This window comes from Streptomyces sp. NPDC005492 (genome assembly GCF_040605995.1).
Lineage (GTDB): Bacteria > Actinomycetota > Actinomycetes > Streptomycetales > Streptomycetaceae > Streptomyces.
Genome location: NZ_JBEXDX010000016.1, coordinates 88,387 through 105,706, shown reverse-complemented (window position 1 = coordinate 105,706; position 17,320 = coordinate 88,387). Strand labels below are relative to the sequence as shown.

The 17,320-nt window shown below is 68.8% G+C and carries 17 protein-coding genes and 1 pseudogene; 13 read left to right on the top strand and 5 right to left on the bottom strand.

Translation table 11 applies throughout. The features are described from left to right. Positions 1 to 15: 15 nt before the first annotated feature. From ABZT04_RS22660 to ABZT04_RS22650, 3 genes are all read right to left on the bottom strand, one after another. Positions 16 to 612, bottom strand: a complete 597-nt coding sequence (locus ABZT04_RS22660) for a phage integrase N-terminal SAM-like domain-containing protein (RefSeq protein WP_356058716.1) — start codon at positions 610 to 612, stop codon at positions 16 to 18. A 68-nt stretch (positions 613 to 680) separates the two neighbouring features. Then, positions 681 to 1,820, bottom strand: a complete 1,140-nt coding sequence (locus ABZT04_RS22655) for a tyrosine-type recombinase/integrase (protein ID WP_356058714.1) — start codon at positions 1,818 to 1,820, stop codon at positions 681 to 683. A gap of 96 nt (positions 1,821 to 1,916) precedes the next feature. Then, complete coding sequence (locus ABZT04_RS22650; protein WP_356058712.1) at positions 1,917 to 2,678, bottom strand: site-specific DNA-methyltransferase; 762 nt, start codon at positions 2,676 to 2,678, stop codon at positions 1,917 to 1,919. Between the two features lie 580 nt (positions 2,679 to 3,258). Between ABZT04_RS22650 and ABZT04_RS22645 the strand changes: the two genes are divergently transcribed. From ABZT04_RS22645 to ABZT04_RS22595, 11 genes are all read left to right on the top strand, one after another. After that, positions 3,259 to 4,386: a C40 family peptidase gene (locus ABZT04_RS22645; RefSeq protein WP_356058785.1), complete on the top strand. Its 1,128-nt coding sequence runs from the start codon at positions 3,259 to 3,261 to the stop codon at positions 4,384 to 4,386. A gap of 87 nt (positions 4,387 to 4,473) precedes the next feature. Beyond that, on the top strand, positions 4,474 to 4,782 hold the full coding sequence (locus ABZT04_RS22640) for a DUF6112 family protein (protein WP_329553670.1): 309 nt from the start codon (positions 4,474 to 4,476) through the stop codon (positions 4,780 to 4,782). Next, a complete protein-coding gene (locus ABZT04_RS22635; RefSeq protein ID WP_356058710.1) occupies positions 4,782 to 5,471 on the top strand; it encodes a hypothetical protein in 690 nt (229 codons plus the stop codon). The genes ABZT04_RS22640 and ABZT04_RS22635 overlap by 1 nt, the downstream gene beginning before the upstream one ends. Before the next feature lie 28 nt (positions 5,472 to 5,499). Further along, entirely contained in the window at positions 5,500 to 6,879 is a 1,380-nt protein-coding gene (locus ABZT04_RS22630; protein WP_356058708.1) for an ATP-binding protein, read from the top strand. Between the two features lie 148 nt (positions 6,880 to 7,027). Further along, entirely contained in the window at positions 7,028 to 8,494 is a 1,467-nt protein-coding gene (locus tag ABZT04_RS22625; protein ID WP_356058706.1) for an SCO6880 family protein, read from the top strand. 34 nt (positions 8,495 to 8,528) lie between these two features. Further along, positions 8,529 to 8,981 carry a DUF6238 family protein gene (locus ABZT04_RS22620; protein ID WP_356058705.1) on the top strand — a complete coding sequence of 151 codons (453 nt, stop codon included), beginning with the start codon at positions 8,529 to 8,531 and terminating at the stop codon, positions 8,979 to 8,981. A gap of 28 nt (positions 8,982 to 9,009) precedes the next feature. Continuing rightward, positions 9,010 to 10,515 carry an ATP-binding protein gene (locus ABZT04_RS22615; protein ID WP_356058703.1) on the top strand — a complete coding sequence of 502 codons (1,506 nt, stop codon included), beginning with the start codon at positions 9,010 to 9,012 and terminating at the stop codon, positions 10,513 to 10,515. A gap of 33 nt (positions 10,516 to 10,548) precedes the next feature. Further along, positions 10,549 to 11,013, top strand: a complete 465-nt coding sequence (locus ABZT04_RS22610) for a hypothetical protein (protein WP_356058702.1) — start codon at positions 10,549 to 10,551, stop codon at positions 11,011 to 11,013. 25 nt (positions 11,014 to 11,038) lie between these two features. Next, complete coding sequence (locus ABZT04_RS22605; RefSeq protein ID WP_356058701.1) at positions 11,039 to 11,728, top strand: hypothetical protein; 690 nt, start codon at positions 11,039 to 11,041, stop codon at positions 11,726 to 11,728. A gap of 132 nt (positions 11,729 to 11,860) precedes the next feature. Then, positions 11,861 to 12,442, top strand: a complete 582-nt coding sequence (locus ABZT04_RS22600) for a hypothetical protein (RefSeq protein ID WP_356058699.1) — start codon at positions 11,861 to 11,863, stop codon at positions 12,440 to 12,442. A 97-nt stretch (positions 12,443 to 12,539) separates the two neighbouring features. Further along, positions 12,540 to 13,313 (top strand): hypothetical protein, encoded by a 774-nt coding sequence (locus tag ABZT04_RS22595; RefSeq protein ID WP_356058698.1) that lies wholly within the window; start codon positions 12,540 to 12,542, stop codon positions 13,311 to 13,313. Positions 13,314 to 13,561: 248 nt separating this feature from the next. Here the strand turns inward: ABZT04_RS22595 and ABZT04_RS22590 are convergent. Further along, positions 13,562 to 14,391 (bottom strand): annotated as a pseudogene (locus ABZT04_RS22590) (IS5 family transposase). 120 nt (positions 14,392 to 14,511) lie between these two features. Here ABZT04_RS22590 and ABZT04_RS22585 point away from each other — a divergent pair. Continuing rightward, on the top strand, positions 14,512 to 15,405 hold the full coding sequence (locus ABZT04_RS22585) for an HNH endonuclease signature motif containing protein (RefSeq protein ID WP_356058696.1): 894 nt from the start codon (positions 14,512 to 14,514) through the stop codon (positions 15,403 to 15,405). A gap of 129 nt (positions 15,406 to 15,534) precedes the next feature. Here the strand turns inward: ABZT04_RS22585 and ABZT04_RS22580 are convergent, their stop codons facing one another. After that, complete coding sequence (locus ABZT04_RS22580; RefSeq protein ID WP_356058694.1) at positions 15,535 to 16,821, bottom strand: endonuclease domain-containing protein; 1,287 nt, start codon at positions 16,819 to 16,821, stop codon at positions 15,535 to 15,537. 214 nt (positions 16,822 to 17,035) lie between these two features. On the opposite strand from ABZT04_RS22580, the gene ABZT04_RS22575 reads away from it, so the two are divergent. After that, complete coding sequence (locus ABZT04_RS22575; protein WP_356058692.1) at positions 17,036 to 17,311, top strand: hypothetical protein; 276 nt, start codon at positions 17,036 to 17,038, stop codon at positions 17,309 to 17,311. The last annotated feature ends 9 nt before the right edge of the window (positions 17,312 to 17,320 follow it).

The following is a 17,320-nucleotide window of genomic DNA, read 5'->3' as shown; positions in this document are numbered from 1 at the left end:
ATCGGCGATCGCCGATCACACCCCAGTTGGCTGCCGCCCCTCGGCGGACTCGGACTCGGTCCGCGCCTCCAGCGCCTTCTCCCGGCGATGCGCGCGGATCGAGTACGCCAGGGCGGCAGCCCACATCCCGTACAGCACGACGTACACCGGAGCACTCGGCCGTGCCTCCGGGCCGCCTTCGTAATCCTGCAGGTGAGGGAGGGTATTCCACTCATGGCAGATCGCCACCGGATAGGTGCCGAATGCTTCTTCGCATGCCGGGCCCCAGCCGTAGCGGGCGTCGATAAGGAGCTCGGTGAACAGACGAACGGTGCCCTGGTAGCTGCGGATCGTGGAGGGCGCCAAGTGCCTCTCGCTCGTCAACGATGCTGACCACTCGTCCAGGTGGGCCGGCGTCCACTGCCACGGGTACTCGTTCGCGAACTCAAGGAACCGGCGGATAAGTCGTTCTCTCGGGTCGATCGTGTCGTCCCTCAGCCCTCGCGACTTCTGCTGAGCCCGCCAGCCACTCAGCATCGCGTCGAACATCGCGTCCTCCGGACGCAGCTGGACCACGCCGGAGACGAGCTCCATATGGACTGCCCCGGCCAGGGCCACCTTGCGCTGATGCACCACTCCAGACCGTCCCTCCTGAAGGGCGGATCATGCATCAGAAGGGATCACATCGGCAACATGCCTGTTCAGGCGGCTAGTTCGTAGTAGCGTCGGAGTCCATCAGTCTCTCGCCGTGACCTGGCGACCTGCGACTTCTCGCCCGTCAGATGCAATTCCCGAGGGTTCGTGTACAACGCCGTGGTCGACGCGTACGCGTGACCGACCTGGTCCTGCACGAACTTCTCCGGATAGCCGAACTCGACCAAGTGCGTGACGTACGAGTGCCTCAGGCAGTGCAGGTCCAGCTCCGGCGGCAGCCCGGCCGCCGTACGGGCGTGTGTGAACGCCTCGTTCGCGCAGTGCCGCGACAGCCGGCCCCGCCGCTCCGTCATCCACAGCGCAGGATGCCGCCCCGGACCGAAGTGCGGACGGACATCATCCACCCACTGCTCCAGCACCGGCACGATCCAGTCCATCTCGGGCACGGTCAGCACGGTGCGCCGCTTCGGCGCTCCCCCTCGCGATGCCTTGCCGTAGCGGACGAACACCGCCCCGAACCGGCCGAAGACCGCTGCCTTCGGGTTGTGCCGCAGGTCGGCCACGTCCAGGCCGCACGCCTCCTGACGCCGCAGTCCATAGGCGTAGACCGCCTTGAGCAACGCGGCATCCCGCATCGCCGCCATCGCCCCCTTGCGCCGCGTGGAGCGGATCTCCTCCACCCGGCCGTCTGTCGCGTCGAACAGCAATTGCACCTCGTCGTAGGTCAGCGGACGCCGCCGCGGGTCACCCTCGTACTCGCTGACGTGCGCGATGCTGTTCCACTCATGGAAGATCTGCTGCGGCGCCCGGCCGAACCTACGCACGCACTCCGCCGGCCAGCCGTACCGGGAGTCGGTGACGAACGCGCAGAACAGCCTCAGCACCACCTCGTAGCCACGCGCGGTCGACACCGCAACCGGCCGACTGGCCGAGCGCAGGTGACTGATGAATGCCTCCGCCTCGGCCGGCTGCCACTCCCACGGGTACTGACCCGAGAACGCGGCCAACCGGCGCACCAGCGCGATCCGTGGAGCGATCGTCTGGGATTCCTGCAGGAACCGAGCCCTCTGTTGACGGGCCCACGCTGACAGCATCGCCTCGAACACCGCCGTCGCCGGATCCAACAACGCCACGTCCTCGACGAGCTCCAAGCGGACGGACCCGGCCAAGTCACCTGAGTTCGACACCACGACCTCCGTTGCATCGAATGCAACAATGTTGAGCCCGATGCATCCTCAAGGCAACCCCCAAGGCACAACCCTCGGGGTCACCCTGACGGTCTGTCACTCATCGCCCGGACCTGCGAGAACGAAGTCCTCACGAGTGCGAGTCTGTTGCATCGTCTGCAACAGTCGCTGTTCGGCCACCTCGGCGTAGTGCGACGACAACTCGACCCCCACGAACCGTCGGCCCTCGCGCAGGGCGGCCACTCCCGTGGAGCCGCTACCGGTGAACGGGTCGAGGACGGTGCCTCCCTCGGGGCAGATCTGCACGAGCTGCCGCATCACTTCGACCGGCTTCTGGGTGATGTGCATCCGGTCCTTGCGAGGCTGGGACGCGATGAAGTGGCCGGGCAGGTACAGGTCGCGGTCCTTGGCCAGGCTGCCCTTGACGCCCCAGGTGATGAACTCGGACGACTGCTTGAACCCGCCCTTCCGAGGCCGGCTGGCGGGCTTGATCCAGGGAATCGTGCCGCTCCAGGTCCAGCCCGCCATCTGCAGGGCGTCGGACGTGGTCGGCTCCTGGCGCCAGTCGGAGAAGACGACGGCGACCGCGTGCTCGGTGGAGGCGCGGTACGCCTCGGTGAGCAGGGCGGTCAGCCAACTCCGGTACGAGCGCTGGTCGCGGTTTTCGCCGGGGAAGTTCTGGAGGTCGTGGGCGCTGTTGCTGGTGACGTACTTGGTACGCGCCGTACGGCTGGTGCGGTCCGAACTCGTGCGTCCGCCGGAGTTGTAGGGCGGGTCGGTGATGACGGCGTTGACGCTCTCGTCCGGGAGGGTCTTCAGCACGGTGAGGGCGTCACCTCGGTGCAGCGTGTAGCTCATGTGCGGGGCCTCTTTCAGGGCACGGCGGGACTTAGCCCGCTCCGGACGGCGCTCAACAGCGGTCGTTCGGGGCGGGGTTGCGCCGGACGGTAACCGCGATTTCCGGCCGCACCCAACGAACCGCGTCGCGGCCTGGGCTCGGTTCAGAGTGCCGTTTGGTACGGCCGGAATCCGGGTCTACTGTCTCGCACTGTCACCGAATGGAGCCCTCCTCCACTCCCGCTGACCTGTGTCTTTCCATGTTGCCGCGTCCAAGTGAGTGGCCTGGAGGGCCCGTTGCCCCTCGTTTGTCGAAGCCGTGAGGAGACCGGGTGTACCGCCTGAGATTACGAGCGCGGCCGGCTGCCGCGCGTGACCCGAGACTGGCGTCCGGGAGCTACCAACTCCCCTGACGCGGGGCCGCCTTGAGAGGCGGATTCACATCGGTGCGGTGCCGACGGCTTTGCACGAGGAGTCGGCACCGCGCCTCCTCCTGCGAACCACAAGGAGCCGCTGCGATGCAGCATGCCCTGACACCCCCACGCCCCGGCCCCACACCACCGTTCGATTGGCACCACCGTCTCGGTGAACGGCGATGGCGATGAAGAAGACCACCGGGGCCGTCGTCGGTCTCGTCGGGTCCGGTTCCCTGCTGCTGGCCGTTCCGATCCTCGCCGTCAGCGCCGGAAGCGCTTCGGCCTCATGCTCGACCAGCGACGCGCAGACGGTGGACGCCTCCGCCGTTGCCGTTCAGGTGAAGGCGATCCTGGACGACGGCGCCAAGGGGACGGTCTCCGTGCCGGGACTCGACGATCCGGCAGAGCAGTTGCCCAACGCCAAGACCATCCAGGCCACCGGCGTCGCGATGAACATCCCGGTCCGGGGACAGGTCGTGGCTCTGGCAACCGCTCTACAGGAGAGCGGCCTGCGCAATCTCACCTACGGCGACCGCGATTCGCTGGGTCTGTTCCAGCAACGTCCGTCGCAGGGGTGGGGCACCGCGAACGAGATCCTCGACCCGGTGTACGCCTCGACCAAGTTCTACGAGGCGCTGGAGAAGGTATCGGGCTGGCAGTCCCTGTCCATCACCCAGGCCGCCCAGGCGGTGCAGAGGTCCGGTTTCCGAGACGCTTACGCCAAGTGGGAGCCCCTGGCCTCCGCCTTGCAACAGGCCATCGAGCCCCTGTTGACGAACAGCGATAGCACGTCCGCCTCCGCCGGTACCAGCAACACTTCGCCCACTGCCGCGGGCAGGTGTACGAGCGACGGGGACGGAACCGACTTCGGAACCATCCCGGCGGGCGCGGTACCAGCCGGATACAAGATCCCCACCGACGCCCCGGTGAAGGTCCAGAAGGCGATCCGCTGGGCGCTCGGCCAGCTCGACACGCCGTATCAATGGGGCGGGAGCTGCACCAACTCCCACGGGTCTAATCCCATGGGCCGCTGCGACTGCTCCTCTCTGATGCAGCAGTCGTACAAGGCCGCCGGAGTCACCCTGACGCGGACGACGTACACGCAGGTCAAGGAGGGCAAGCCGGCATCGGTCGATGCCCTGCGGCCGGGTGACCTCGTCTTCACCGAGGGGACGACCCAAGTCCCCGAGCACGTCGGCATGTTCATCGGCGCGGGCCTGATCATCAACGCCCCGCACACCGGTGACGTGGTCCGTATCGCGACCCTCGCGTCCTGGAAGACGCAGATAGTCGCGGCCCGCCGAGTCGTCTGACCGGCGCTTCCCCTCCCCCTCTTCTTCTCGTACCGCCGCTTCGCCCTCGCGGGCTTTGGCATGCATTGAATCGAACTGGAGTTCTTAATGTTTCTCGCCGACAAGGTCGTCCAGCTCGCCTACGACCCCGGGATCAAACCGAACGAGGGCGGGCTGCCGGGCCTTTCCGTCCTCAAGCAGGTGATCGGCTCCATCAACCTCTTCGGGATCATCGCCGTGGTCGGCGCGCTCGCCGTCAGCGCGGGCGTATGGGCCTGGGGCCACCACTCCGGCGGTCACCAGGCCGAGGCCAACGGCAAAAAGGGCGTGCTGGTCGGCGCCGGCGCGGCCCTCCTGCTGGGCGCCGCGAACGGCGTAGTCGCGTTCTTCAGCACGCTGGGGACGCAGGTCCACTGATGCCTGCCCACTCCTCGAACCCCGGCGGCGCATCCCGCGTGCGCCGCCGGGCGCTGCTCGGCACCACCGTCCTGGCGGTGCTCGTCGCCCTCGCCGGCCTGGCCGCCTACCTCACCCGCGACAGCAAGAAACCCTCCAACTCCACTGCCCCGCAGGCGAGTCCGGCCGCCCCCTCTTCCTCGGCCGCTTCTCCGTCCGCCTCGCCCTCCCCCAGTGCGCACCCGCACACCCTCCCGGTTCCGCCCGACACCCACGATCCGGTCGTGTTCGGGAAGGCCGCCGCCGTAGCGCTGTGGGCCTACGACACTCGCGCGTACTCCCGGGCGGAGCTGCTGGCCGCGCTGCACGGGTGGCTGACCACCGAGTCCAGGTACGCCGACTCCGCCTCGGTCGACGCGGTCGTTCCCTCGGCCGTGCTGTGGAAGGAGATGGCCGCCAACGGCCAGTTCGCCACCGCCGCCGCGAACGAGGGGCACTTCCCGGACTCGTTCACCCAGGCCCTCCAGGCGGATCCCGGAACGATCACGCAGGCGTACGTCTACGCCGTGACCGTCTCCGGCAAGCAGTCGATCGCCTGGAACGGCTCTCCCGCCGGCGGTGCGGAGAGCCGTGCCACCACCCTCGCCATCCAGTGCCGTCCCTCCCGCTCCTGCGCCCTGGCCGGCGTCATGCCGTCCGTCGCGCCCTGACCCCTATTTCCGGAAAGGAGGCAGCGTCATGAGCGTCTGCGACTACCCGCTGATGGACAAGGTGTGCGGTGCTGTCGACTTCGCCACCAACCCCGCCGGGACCGTCACCGACGGCATCGGAGCTTGGATCGCGAAGTCGGCGGGCCAACTGGCCGCAAGCGCTGCGGATCTCGCGGCGAAGGCCGTCGACGAGACCACAGCCATCGATCTCAACGCCGGATGGTTCCGGGACAACTACGAACTCCTGCTGCCCATCGGGCTCGCGCTGACCGTCGGGACGTTCTGCATCCAGTTGATGTTCGCGGCCTGGCGGCGGGACGAACGCGCCCTCGCCCAGGCCGCGATCGGCACGATGACGGGGGTCCTGTTCTCCTTCTGCGCCGTCGCCTTCACCTCCGTCGCCGTCACCGTGGTCGACGCGTTGTCCGACGGTCTGTTCCAGGCGGCCAACACCTCGGTCGACGACGCGGTCCGGCGTGTGGTGAAGGTCAGCGAACTGGGGGCGATGTACAGCCTGGGCTGGGGCGTCCCATCCCTGGTCGCCGTCGGCTGTGCGATCGGCGCGTTCATGTACTGGGGAGTGATGGTCGCCCGGAAGGTCGGCGTTCTGGTCCTGGTCGCGCTCGCCGTGTTCGCCGGATCCGGGGGCGGCTGGGAGGTCGCCAAGCGGTGGCGGCGCGGCTGGATCGAGGCCACCGCCACACTGGTCGTCTCGAAACTCCTGATGACCGTCGTCTTCCTGATCGGCGTCTCGGCGATGGGCAAATCGGACACCCACGACGGCATGGCCGCCCTGTCCGACGCGATGGCGGGCATCGTCGTGATGGTGCTGGTCCTGCTGTGCCCGTACGCCACCTACAAGTTCGTCCACTGGGCCAGCGACGGCGGCGGCCACGACGACGTGCACCGCACGGGCGTGGCCGGCCTGGCGGTCGCCGCCGGGGCCGCGAAGACCGCGGGCAGCCTCGCGATGCAGACCCGGACCGGAAGCCCTGCTCCGCAGGGTCCCAGCCAGGTCCCCGGCGCAGGCAGCGACGGTGTTGCCTCCGGGATCAGCCCCTCGGGCGGCAACCTCAGCAAGGAGGGCATCGACGGCGGCTCGCCCAAGCCGCAGACCCGGTTCCGGTACGGCGAGGACCCCAACGCCTCCGGCGACAAGGGCCGAGCCCTCATCCAGCGCCCCGGCATCCCGCCCCTCATCACCAGGCCCGGCGGGGACGACACCGGAGGTTCCGAAGGAGGCGGCCCGGAAGGCCAGTTCGCCGGCGCTTCGGCGCCGGGCGGCAGCATGACCCGCGCCGGAAGCGCGCTGCCTGCCGCACCGCCGCCTTCCGCTGATCCGTCGGCAGCCGGTTCACCGACGCCGACGAACTGGGTGTACCCCTCCCAGCCACCGTCGGAGTCCTGAGCAACTCACCGACAGGGGGCGGGTTGCACCCGCAGCCCGCCCCATCGCCCCGCGCCACCGATCACCACAGCCGGAGTCCTGCCATGACCCCCGCCAGAAGAGTGCCGCACGCCTCGCTCCCCGCCCGCAACCACCGTCTGGAACCACCATGCCCGACAAGCCGCAAGTCACCACGGCCACAGTGAAGTTCCCGCACCGCAGCAGGCGCGGCATCCTGCTCGGCCTGACTGCCCCGCAACTGATCGCCGTCACTCTCGCCGGCCTCCTCCTACTCGCCGTGATCCTCACCTGCGGCGTGGCCGGCGCTCTCGAACTCATCCCCCTCTGGGCCACGATCGCCCTGTTCGTCTTCGTCCGCCACCGAGGCCGCGCCCTGGCCGACTGGGCTCCCATCGCCACCCGCTACGCCCTGCGCCGGATGCGCGGCCAGCTTGTCTGGCTCACCCGACCCTCCCGCCGCCCGGTCCGCGAAGGACTCCTCCATCTGCCCGGCACCGCGGCCAGCTTGCGGGTGGTCACCGCACCCGACCCCCGCTACGGCGCCGTCCACAACCCCCACACCGGCACCCTGACCGCCATCGTCAAGGTCTCCTCCCGCGCCTACGCGCTCCTCGACCCGGGCACCCAGCACGCCAACGTCACCGGCTGGGGACGCGCGCTGGCCGCGCTCGCCCGCACCGGCCACATCGCCCGGATCCAGGTGATCGAACGCACCGTCCCGGACTCTGGCGACGCCCTGCGCCGCTACTGGGAGGAACACGGCCGGCCCAACGCCCCCGTCGCAGGTGCGATCTACGGCGAGCTGATCCAGGGTGCGGGGCCGGCTGCGGCTCCGCACGAGGCCTACGTCGCGATCGCGCTGGACGCGAAGGCCGCACGGCGTCTGATCAACCAGGCCGGCGGCGGCCTGACCGGGTCCTTCAGCGTCCTGGCGCAGCTGACCTCAACCTTCGACCAGGCCGCGCGGACCGCCGGGCTCAACCCCACCGGCTGGCTCACCGCCCGCGAGATCGCGGCCGTCGTACGCACGGCGTACGACCCCAAGTCCCTTGCCAGGCTGGACCGTTGGTCCCCTGCTGGGCATCCCGAGGCAGAGCCCGCCGCTGCCGGACCCGTCGTGGTCGTGGAGAAGGCGGACCACATCGCGACCGACTCTGCCGTCCACGCCACGTACTGGGTGGAGAACTGGCCCCGCACCGAGACCTCGGCGGGCTTCCTGCACCAGCTCCTGTTCACCGCCGGGATCCGGCGCACGCTGTCGCTGTCGTACGAGCCGAAGGGACTGGACGCCGCCCTGCGTGACGTCCAGCGCAAGAAGGCCAGCGTGATCGCGGATGCCGCCGAGCGGGCCCGGCGCGGTCAGGTCGACTCCGAGGCGGACTCGATCGAGTACCAGGACATCAAGTCTCGTGAGCGCCAGCTCATCGCGGGCCACGCGGATGTCGCCCTGACCGGCCTGCTGACCGTCTCGGCGGACTCCGAGGAGGAACTCCGTTCCGCCTGCGCGGTCGTGGAAACCGCAGCCGTCGGCGCCCAGCTCGACTTGCGGCCGCTCACCTGGCAGCAGGCCGAAGCGTTCACCGCCGCCGCCATGCCGCTCGCCCTCGCCGCCTGACGCCGGCCCTCCTCCCCTCCGAAAGTGCACCCCCATGTCCCGCACCGCCAGCCCGACCACGCAGGACTTCGTGCCCTTCGCCACCGCCGCGCTCGACTTCCACCGCGCGCTCAACATCCCGGCCGGACCTCTGGTCACCACGCGCGCCGAGCTGGACGCCCTGCACGCCCACCTCATCGCGCTGCACGGTCTCCTCGATGCCCATACCTGCCGCACCGGACAGCTCGTCCCGGCCGAGGGCGACCACCTCCAAGCCGCCCGCACGCGGATCTGGCAGGCCGCCAACCACGTCCACGCCGCCTACCACGCGGCACCCCGGCAGGACTCCGGCGAGATGCCCGACCGCGAAGCATGCCAGGCCCAACTACCCGAAGGAGCACCCGAGTTGAGCATCTGCCAGCGCCACCAGCGCACCGCTCACCTGGTGCGCCGACGCACCACCCCGGCCGACCTGCACACGCCGTTCACCGGCCTCGTCCGCCGCTGACCCACCTTTTCTGTCTGGAGAAACCTTCATGCCCCGCACCCGCGCCAGCGCCTCCCCCCTGTTCGTCCCCCGCAAGGCAACACGCGCCGAACAACGAGCCGCCCGCACCGGTTTCGCCGCAGCCCGCCACAAGGCCCGCCGCGCCACAGCCCCGCCGAGGCACCGCGCCGAGGAGACCCTCGACCCGCAACTGCGGCCGACCTATCCGCCGTCCGGACGCCCCGGCCCCTCCTCCGCCCGGGGCGGCAAACTCAACCTGCCCGCCCACCGCATGACCACCGCCACCGTCTCCGGGGCCTACCCCTTCCTCGCCGAGGGCGGCCTGGGCGCGGAGGGCATCTTCATCGGCAGGGACGTGCACGCCGAAGCGGCGTTCTGCTACGACCCGTTCTCCCTGTACAGCAGCGGCCGGATCGAGGGCTTCACCAACCCGAACGCCGTCCTGGCCGGGATCATCGGCATGGGCAAGTCCGCGCTGGCCAAGTCCATCGCCACCCGGGCCATCGCCCACGGCTACCGGGTCTACGTCCCCTGCGACCCCAAGGGAGAGTGGACACCCGTCGCACAGGCCCTCGGCGGCTACAGCATCGCGCTCGGCCCAGGGCTCCCTGGCCGACTGAACCCCCTGGACGCTCCGGCCCGGCCTGCCTCGGTGAGCGAGAGCGACTGGTCGACCGAGGTCCGCAAGCGCCGCCTCCTGCTCCTGGCGGCCCTGGCGCGCACCGTGCTGAAGCGCGATCTGATGCCGATGGAGCACACCGCCCTGGACCTCGCGCTCGACTTGGTCGTCGCCGAGGCCGATGCTGACGGTACGGTGCCGCTGCTCGGCGATATCGCGCACGCCCTCGGCTCCCCCCAGCGTCTCGACCGGGCCCTCGGTGATCAGGCCGGGCGCATGGGGCCTGCCGCGCAGGATCTCGCGCATGCCCTGCGCCGTCTGGTGCACGGCGACTTGAGCGGCATGTTCGACGCTCCCTCGACCGTGGCCTTCGACCCGACTACCCCGATGCTGTCCATCGACCTGTCCCGCCTCGGCGGCTCCGGCGACGACACCGCCCTGGTCCTCGCGATGACCTGCGCTTCGGCGTGGATGGAGAGCGCGCTCGCCGACCCGGACGGCGGGCGACGCTGGGTGATCTACGACGAGGCCTGGCGCGTGATGAGGCACGTCGGCCTGCTGGAGCGCATGCAGTCCCAGTGGAAGCTCTCGCGTGGCCTTGGCATCGCGAATCTCATGGTCATCCACCGCCTCAGCGACCTACTCAGCGCGGGCGACGCCGGCTCGCGCGGCCGAGTGCTGGCCGAGGGCCTCCTGGCCGACTGCTCGACCCGCATCATCTACCGCCAGGAACCCGACCAACTCTCCGCTGCCGCCTCACTGTTGGGCCTAACCGGCGTCGAGACCCAAGCGGTGTCCGCCCTGACCAAGGGCCGGGGCCTGTGGAAGGTCGCGGGCCGGAGCTTCATCACCCAGCACATCCTGCACCCGGCCGAACGCGAGCTGTTCGACACCGACGCCCGCATGGCCGCCTAACCCAACATGCCTGCCATTGAAGGGAGTTGGGCCATGACGTCATCTGTATCGCGGGCAGACCAGCGAGTGCACGGGGAAGGCCAGGCCGTCAGCCCGGGCACCGCCGCGCTGGCCGTCGACTGGAACAAGCGTCTCGCCGCAGCCCGGCCCGGGGAGTTCGCCGAGCTGTTCCACGAGGCGATCACGGAGGACTTCGGCGCGGTGGCCGGGCTGCACCAGATGCTCGAAACCGCCTCGCAGTGGTGCCGCGCCCACGACGCCCGCGGCAGTGCCGTCGAGCTGGACGTCCTCGCCAACCGCCTGACCGACCTCGGCGAAGAGCTGCACCTCGTGGGAGAGGCCGTGGGCCAGGAGATCCACGCCCGCTCGCGTCGAACGGCAGCAGCAGCCCGGCTCTCCCCCGCCGTGCCAGTCCGCAGGACTTCCGTCGACTGGCAGAGCGAGGCTCCTGCTCCCCTCCCACCAAACACCGTCCGCTCGCAGCCGCGTTCGCGGTGAACACCGGCACAGAAACGAGGACAACGTGCCCACCCCTCCTGGTCCCCACGAAACCCAGCCGCCAGCGAGCACCGACCACCTGGCGTGGCGCCGACACATCCCGGCTCTGGCCTCTGCCGCTGCCGGCATCAGGCAAGCCTCCGACGCCTGGGACGCTGTCTCGGACTCCTTCTGTGACGCCGACGGCTGGCCCACCTATGAGGAGGAGTATGCGGAAGGCAAGGCGACGCGCGACGCCGAAGCGTGGAAACACGTCGAGGTCTTCCTCGCCCACGGCCCCGAGGTCCTGGCCGGCGTCCGAGCCGCCGCCAACGGTGCCGACTACGTCGAGGGACCGATCAGCGACGACCTCCGGCGGCTGCGCGGCATCGACACCACCCTCGCACGAGCAGGCCAGATCCAACACGAGTGGGACCAGATCATGGCACTCATGGAGGGCTCGCAACCCGGCTCACTTGAGCTCTACGAGAGCCGGGCCAAGGAGATCCGCAACGCCGAAGGCTGGCACTACGCGGACGAGCTGTCCTTCCAAGGCCCGGCACTCGCTCGGGCAGCCGACTACCTGGCCAACCGGATGAGTACCGATCAGCCCTCGCGGACCGATCGTCCCGAGGTCGCCCTCTCTCGATCCACCTCCGGCAACCGCGTGGTCGCGCCCGCTTCCCCGTCCGCGCCCGTGGTGCCGAACTCACCCGTCCCTCGCCGTTCCCGCTGACGCTATTAGCACCTATCTGCGGCGCGGCCGAACCGGCCGATCACCGGATCCTCGTGGAACACCACCGCCCAGGCCCACACGCCCACGCCTCACACCCTCAACCGCTCGGGCAGCCAGCCACGGAGAACACTCATGCACGCCGATCAACCCCTGGTCACCATCCAGCCGGAGGGCTCACGCATCACCGCGCCGACCAGCGGACCGACACCCCATCGTGCCGCCAGCGATCCTCCGGAACGAGAACACGGGTACGAACACCTCACCGCTACCCTTCGCCGACGCGGCCTGGAGTGCACCGTCGAGTACGGCCTCAGCGACTACATCGTGCACGCCCAACTCCCCGACGGCAGCGCACTGTTGATCTCGCCACCCCAGGAACCACCGACCGACCACCCACCCGGGCACCCCGAAAGCTGGATGGTGACTCGCACGCACCCCGACGGCTCCGCAGTCCACGAAGTGCTCTACGACTCGGAACCCGACGGCCCTCAGGCTCAGCACGGTGGCAGCGTTCCGAGCCTGCTCGCCGCCATCAACGTGCGTCTGGATCAGCTCGACGTGCCTCAACGGGTGGACGCCGCCTCACCGCGAGTGAGTGCTGCACTCGCGCCCTCACCGACCGCCCAGCGCACGGTCCCAGCCCACCTGCCAGCAGCCCCGGCCGTACTCCTGAGGCTGCCGCCCACCCATCCCCCGTCCGCACCCGGTCGCTGACCGCGTCCCGCCTCGGAGTCCTCCTTGTCCCAAACCAGCAGAACCGTCCCGGCCCTCGACCGCCCTGCTCCCCGAGCCCGCACCGGATGGATCAGCTATGCCAGTCCCCGATCACGACTCGCGTCCCGACGTCGCAGTCGGCCACCACCCCGACTACGGCATCGTCGCCGCGAACCCCAAGCAGCTCGCCGCCAGCACATGGATGTTGAAGCGTCTCGACTTCCACCCCGTCCCCAGCCAGCCGACGCTGTACGCACTGGCCGACCAACAGCGTGACGGACAGAGCCGTGCCACCCGGGCCGTCACGCTGCTGCAAAAAGCCGGCTACCAGGTCGACGTGGACGCCGCCTTCGACCCGGCGTCGACCTCCAGTACAGCTCTCGCCCGCGACCGGCACCCGTACACCGAACCCGACGTCGCATTCGCCGAACATCCGCAACTCGGCATCGTCGCGGCCACCAGGGACCACTCCTCCGCGCTCGGCGGCCCACTCATCCTGGAAGAACACGGCTGGCGACACCACCCAACCCTGGACATCTACACGCTGCCCATCACCACCGACCGCGGCGAGGCCCTGGGCAACGTGGCCAACGCCACGCTGTCGATGCACCGATCCGATCTCCAGGTTGCGATCCAGCCCCGCCTCGCCCAGGACGTAGCAGCACGCCGGCCCCCTGCCCGCGTGACGGCCGCGCGCCACAAGCACAGTCAGAGCATCACCACCGGCAAGTTCCCCATCAGCGCCGTCGCACTCGCCGCCAGCCCAGCCCGCGCTGGCCTCCCGGGCAAGGCGCCCCTTCCCCCTCCTGCCTCCTCCGCTGCGGCAGCCCGACCGGTCGACCCGCGCATCGCGTTCTCCCGCAACCACTGACCCAACTCTCGTAAGGAGCAGTTCCCATGGCTGCGAAGACCATCTGGCAGATCACCCACTCCTTCTTGGGCCAGTTCCGATCCGTCTCATGAGGTGTCGCTCGGTCTGATGAATGGGGCCCGCAAGCCCTTCGGTCCGCTGCTGTCTCTCGTCTCCCGCGTTGCCTCACACTGAGATGGACATGCTGCTGCATGTACCCGTTTCAGGGGGCCTCCGGCACAGCCGGCGCTAGGAGTTGTCTTCAAATGTCACGCCCACATCAGGAGCGAGGCGAGGGCGACGGCCGCCTGGTAGGACTCGGCGGTCTTGTCGTAGCGGGTCGCGATGCCGCGCCACTGCTTGAGGCGGTTGAAGCACCGTTCCACGACGTTGCGCCGCTTGTAGAGCTGCTCGTCGAAGGCTGGCGGGCGCCCGCCCCGACTGCCGCGCCAAAGCCGGTTGCGGATCTGGTCGGCCCGCTCGGGGATGGTGTGGCCGATGCCGCGGCGTCGCAGCCAGGTCCGTATCGCCCGGGAGCTGTAGCCCTTGTCGCCCAGCACGTGTGTGGGCCGCACCCGCGGACGGCCCGGGCCGACGCGAGGCACCCGAATCGCCTCCATCACGGTGGTGAACTGGGTGCAGTCGTTGGTGTTGCCGCCCGTGAGCACGAGGGCGAGCGGACGCCCGACAGCGTCGCAGACCAGGTGGATCTTGCTGGTCAGGCCGCCCCGGAAGCGTCCGAGTACGGGGCTGCGGCGCCCCCTTTTCGGGCCCCGGCGGCATGCTGGTGGGCGCGCACGACGGTGGAGTCGACCGATACCAGCCAGTCGACGTCTCCCGCCGCGTCCGCCCGGGCCTGGGCAGCCCGGAGCATCCGCTCGAAGGTGCCGTCCCGGGCCCACCGGCAAAAGCGGGTGTGCAGCGTGTGCCACCGGCCATACCACTCAGGCACGTCCCGCCAGGCTGTGCCCGTCCGGAACTTCCACACGATCCCGTCGAGCACCCTTCGGTCGTCCAAACGCTTCCGCCCACGCAAGGACCCGGGCAGCAGCGGACGGAAGAACTCCCACTCCTCATCGGACAGTTCATGACGACGTATCACCCGACCATGATCCACCACTCAAGATCAATTGAAGACACGCCCTAGGACCAAAGTCCACCGCGAGTGCTTGCTCAAACAGGTCCGCCATTGTCGTTGGGTCCCCATATCGTCAAGTACGTGAGTGACTTCAGCCCCACCCCGAGGCTCTGCAAGGTGCTGTTCGGACGCGCATCCCACTGCGCCTACCCTGAGTGCGGGGAAGTGCTCATCGAGGAGCATCGTGAGCAGATCAGCGTCAACGTGGAGATCGCGCACATTCGCGCGGAAAAGCCCGGCGGCGCAAGGTACGACCCCGCTTTCGAAGGCAAGCGAGGCAACGCGGAAGACAACCTTCTTCTCCTGTGCACCAAGCACCACAAGTGGGTGGACGACTTCGAGGACGACTACCCCACCGAGGAGCTGCTTGCCTGGAAGGCCGAGCAAGTGGCTCAGGGTCGGAGTGCCGGCCTCACCGAGAACCAGGTCGAGCAGATTTTCCTGGCCTTCACGGCACCGAGGGCAGAGGTAGAGGTCGTAGGCATCATCCGGGCTCGTGGAGAGAACGTCGTCTCCAAGATCGAGAATCTCAGGAACCTCAAGCTCCTCAACGGTGATGCCGAGGAGCAGCTCCTTGGAGTGCGCGTCTCAAACGTGGGAGCGCTCGGCTTCGGCGTCGATGGCGTTGGCCTTGAGATCGATATCGACAGACCCGGTCCGATGATGTACTTGTTTCCGGCAGAACACATCCTTCACAGGCCGCCTAGGCGTCTGGAGCCGCACGCGAATAGCGTCTGGCTCGCGAATCCCCTCAGCATCGGTGCAGGCATCCGCCTTGAAGGAATCCCGAGAGGGCACGTGCCTGTACGGTTCCGTGCCTTTGCGGACTTGGGGTCCGGAATCAGAACGCTGGGCGCATGGGTGTCCGCTGTGCACCTGCCGATCTGGGAAGACCACGTCACCCAGGAGTGGCTTAACAACTTTGCCGCGCTCGCCAGGCGGGCGCGTGACCAAATGGGCGGGAACCCCCAGTGAGTAACAAAGAGCACCCACCCGAAGGCCCTGGGGCTGCGGATGAGGCGGAGGCGGCCGGCGCGGTCGTCGACGAGGTGATCGAGGAGTGGGCCATGGAACCGGGCCGGTTGGTCTGGACCTCACGACTGTTCACGCAGGGGACCTCGTGTCCGACACGGCACGCCTGGCCGGTACCACGGTATCCGGCTCCGCGGCGGCGAGCGCTGAGCAGACGAAGTCCCGTACGAGCGCCACAGTCTCAGGCACGGTGACGTCCTTCGTCCATGTCTCACCGTGCCACCAGCACTCCAGCTCAAAGCGGTGCACGCCGTGGGCGAGTTCCACGTGGTTGACCCACGTCCGGCGTCCGCATCGACGGCCGCGGTGGCGGTGGCGCTCGGTCGCCTCCAGATGCCTCTGGGCGATGTCTACGTGGTATCGGCCAGGCAGGGTCCGGCATTCCAGGCAGCCGAGGCACTGCAGCAGGTGCAGCACGGCCCCTTCCTGCCGTTCCAGGAAGCTGCTCGGAGAGCTCTTGCCCTCAAGGGTGTTGCAGCTGCCGCATAGGGGCCCGCGCACAAAGCCGTGATCATGGCAGTGGTCCCAGGCCGCCGCCCGGGTCTCAGCGCACAGGCGGCACAGGTAGTCGTCAGCGCGGGTCCCTCGAACGCGGGGCGAGTCGTACAGCACGCCACGCAGGTGACCGGAGTACCGCTGGAAGACGGCTCCCGAGCACGGCGGGCACAGCGTGACGTAGCCGAGCGGGCTCTGCGTACGCCAGCCACCCCAGCGCGGGCCCTGAGCAGCACAGCCCTTGCAAGTCCGGGCCCGGGCGACCATATCCTCCTCCACTCGCTCCCACCGGTCCAGGAGTTCGGCATAGGCCCTCGGCAGGAACAGACTGCCTCCAGAGAAGGTCATCAACTCCAGTGGCCGAGTGTTGGCCGCGTTCTCCCGCAGCCGGGCGCCGCTACGTGCCGCGAGGAATTCGTCCCAGGTCAGCTCGCCGGGCAGCCCGCCGACACCGATGCGCTTCCATCTGTCGTCCCACTCTTCGTAGGGCCGCCCTTCCTGATGCTTCAGGCGGGCCTGCCAGAACAGCCAGGACGCGATCTTCCGCCGCCAGTCGGCCCGCCCCCAGTCCTCCGGGTCCTGCTCGTCGTGGTCGCGGTAGGCAGGGAGTTGAACTTCCACGGTGTCGTCGGCGTCCAGGTGGAAGTCCGCGAACTCCTGGGCGGCGCGGCGGATGTCGCGTTCGTCGTACGTCCACTTCGACTTGTTCTTGTAGCAGCGCAACGCGATGTCGCCGATGACAACATGGTTGTGACGGCGCAGGTCAACCATGCGTAGGAGGCCGTCCAAGTCCAGCGGGACGACGGAGCCCGCGGAGATCTCCGTGAAGTAGGCGTGGGCGAGCTTGGGGCTGATCTGGGCCATAGCCGGATGGTGGCAGCGGGGTGTGACAACGCCCGCCACGAGCCCGTACCTATGTTCCACTCTCCGGGCTTTCGTTCGAAAACGGTGTAACCCTGCCGTAGTCCCAGTGGATGTGGAGTGGGCGCTGCCCTGGCCCCGCGAGGGATAGCAGGTGAGCGGAATACGTCGGCGCCTGGTTCCATGTCCCTGCCGCCTCGGTGATCGAAGGAGGAACGTGGAAGAGATCCAGGTGCACTGCGCGAGGTGTGGAAGCAACGACACCATCATCGAGCCGGGTGAAGGCGACGTGATGCGCGGCCGGTGCCTGCGATGCGACAAGGACTTCCAGGCCACGCCGTGCCCAGTCTGCGGGAGTTACCGTATCGAAGGCTCCTACGGCATCTCCGGGATCCGCTTCACGACGTTGCCCCAGACCGTCGAATGCAAGGACTGCCGCAGCGAAATCCCAGCGCGTGATCCGGGCCCCGAAGGACCGTCCGAGTACTCGTAGATACTGGCC

Excerpts from the sequence above, each read along its gene's own strand:
- ABZT04_RS22635 (WP_356058710.1), top strand. The coding sequence starts at position 4,782 with ATGCCTGCCCACTCCTCGAACCCCGGCGGCGCATCCCGCGTGCGCCGC.
- ABZT04_RS22620 (WP_356058705.1), top strand. The coding sequence starts at position 8,529 with ATGTCCCGCACCGCCAGCCCGACCACGCAGGACTTCGTGCCCTTCGCC.
- ABZT04_RS22640 (WP_329553670.1), top strand. The coding sequence starts at position 4,474 with ATGTTTCTCGCCGACAAGGTCGTCCAGCTCGCCTACGACCCCGGGATC.
- ABZT04_RS22595 (WP_356058698.1), top strand. The coding sequence starts at position 12,540 with ATGCCAGTCCCCGATCACGACTCGCGTCCCGACGTCGCAGTCGGCCAC.
- ABZT04_RS22615 (WP_356058703.1), top strand. The coding sequence starts at position 9,010 with ATGCCCCGCACCCGCGCCAGCGCCTCCCCCCTGTTCGTCCCCCGCAAG.
- ABZT04_RS22650 (WP_356058712.1), bottom strand. The coding sequence starts at position 2,678 with ATGAGCTACACGCTGCACCGAGGTGACGCCCTCACCGTGCTGAAGACC.
- ABZT04_RS22625 (WP_356058706.1), top strand. The coding sequence starts at position 7,028 with ATGCCCGACAAGCCGCAAGTCACCACGGCCACAGTGAAGTTCCCGCAC.
- ABZT04_RS22645 (WP_356058785.1), top strand. The coding sequence starts at position 3,259 with ATGAAGAAGACCACCGGGGCCGTCGTCGGTCTCGTCGGGTCCGGTTCC.
- ABZT04_RS22610 (WP_356058702.1), top strand. The coding sequence starts at position 10,549 with ATGACGTCATCTGTATCGCGGGCAGACCAGCGAGTGCACGGGGAAGGC.
- ABZT04_RS22630 (WP_356058708.1), top strand. The coding sequence starts at position 5,500 with ATGAGCGTCTGCGACTACCCGCTGATGGACAAGGTGTGCGGTGCTGTC.
- ABZT04_RS22580 (WP_356058694.1), bottom strand. The coding sequence starts at position 16,821 with ATGGCCCAGATCAGCCCCAAGCTCGCCCACGCCTACTTCACGGAGATC.
- ABZT04_RS22600 (WP_356058699.1), top strand. The coding sequence starts at position 11,861 with ATGCACGCCGATCAACCCCTGGTCACCATCCAGCCGGAGGGCTCACGC.